1 protein-coding gene is annotated in these 1,221 nt (G+C 60.3%); it reads left to right on the plus strand.

From position 1 onward, the window contains the following. Positions 1-52 precede the first annotated feature (52 nt). A partial coding sequence (locus A2J03_RS25440; protein WP_331712402.1) for a condensation domain-containing protein occupies positions 53-1,221 on the plus strand: 1,169 nt, incomplete at its 3' end.

A 1,221-nucleotide genomic window follows, 5' to 3' on the forward strand; every position in this document is an offset into this window, starting at 1 on the left:
CGGTTTCGATGTGACTGCGGAGGTGCCGTTTCGGGCTGGTTTGTTCGAGGTGGTGGGTGCGGGTTCTGGTGGGTCTGAGTTTGTTGTGGTGTTTGTTGTGCATCATATTGCGGCTGATGGTTTTTCGATGGGGCCGTTGACGCGGGATGTGATGGGTGCGTATGTGGCGCGGGCTGGTGGTGAGGAGCCGGGGTGGGTTCCGTTGGCGGTGCAGTATGCGGATTATGCGTTGTGGCAGCGTGCGGTGTTGGGTTCGGAGTCGGAGCCGGATTCGTTGTTGTCGCAGCAGGTGGCGTTTTGGCGGTCGGCGTTGGCGGGGTTGCCGGATCAGTTGGATTTGCCTGCTGATCGGGTGCGTCCGGTGGTGGCGTCGAATCGTGGTGCGAATGTTGTGTTTTCGGTGGATGCGGGTGTGCATCGTGGGTTGGGTGTGGTGGCTCGTGAGTTGAATGCGTCGTTGTTCATGGTGGTGCATTCGGCGTTGGCGGTGTTGTTGTCGCGGTTGTCGGGTGTCGATGATGTGGCGGTGGGTACGCCGGTGGCGGGTCGTGGTGAGGCTGCTCTCGATGATGTGATCGGGATGTTCGTCAATACGTTGGTGTTGCGGACGGTGTTCGGGTCGGATTGGTCGTTTGCTGATGTGGTGCGGGATGTGCGGGAGCGGGATTTGGGGGCGTTCGGGCATGCGGATGTGCCGTTCGAGCGGTTGGTGGAGGTGCTCAATCCGGCGCGGTCGCAGGGGCGTCATCCGTTGTTTCAGGTGATGTTGTCGTTCCAGAATTTGGAGCGGACGTCGTTGGAGTTGCCGGGGTTGTCGGTGTCGGCGGTGGAGTTCGATGCTGCGGTGGCGAAGTTCGATGTGCAGGTGACGGTGACGGAGTTGTTCGATGTCGATGGTGGTCCTGCGGGGTTGTCGGCGACGTTGACGTATGCGACGGATTTGTTCGACGAGTCGACGATGGTGTTGTTCGGTGAGCGGTTTGTTCGGGTGTTGGAGTCTGTGGTGGCGGATTCGTCTGTGGTGGTGGGTGATATTGGTGTGTTGGGTGAGGTGGAGCGGTCTGTGGTGGTGTCGGGGTGGAATGACACTGTGCGGGTGTTGGATTCGGGTGTGGGTGTGGGTTCGGATGTGACGTTGGCGTCGTTGTTCGTTGATCGGGTGGGTGTGTCGTCGGATGCGGTGGCGGTGGTGTTCGGTGGTGAGCGGTTGTCGTATGGGGA

Source organism: Rhodococcus sp. EPR-157 (genome assembly GCF_001647195.1).
In the GTDB taxonomy this organism is placed as follows: domain Bacteria; phylum Actinomycetota; class Actinomycetes; order Mycobacteriales; family Mycobacteriaceae; genus Rhodococcoides.